The sequence below is a fragment of the Halorubrum sp. SP9 genome (assembly GCF_005435015.1).
GTDB classification, from domain to species: Archaea; Halobacteriota; Halobacteria; order Halobacteriales; family Haloferacaceae; genus Halorubrum; species Halorubrum sodomense.
Genome location: NZ_SGXU01000836.1, coordinates 1 through 208, shown reverse-complemented (window position 1 = coordinate 208; position 208 = coordinate 1). Strand labels below are relative to the sequence as shown.

At 62.5% G+C, this 208-nt stretch carries 1 protein-coding gene; it reads left to right on the top strand.

Annotation, left to right across the window (positions count from 1 at the left end; all coding sequences use genetic code 11):
* Positions 1-208, top strand: a 208-nt coding sequence (locus EXE45_RS19480) for a sugar phosphate nucleotidyltransferase (RefSeq protein WP_274595508.1), incomplete at both ends; no start/stop codon positions are given.

The following is a 208-nucleotide window of genomic DNA, read 5'->3' as shown; positions in this document are numbered from 1 at the left end:
ATCGAGCTGGGCGCCGACGAGCTGGTCGTTGTCGTCGGCTACCTGAAGGAGGTGATCATCGACCACTACGGCGACGAGTATGAAGGCGTGCCGATCACCTACGCCCACCAGCGCGAGCAGAACGGGCTGGCGCACGCGCTGTTGACCGTCGAGGAGTACATCGACGACGACTTCATGCTCATCCTCGGGGACAACGTCTTCGAGGCGA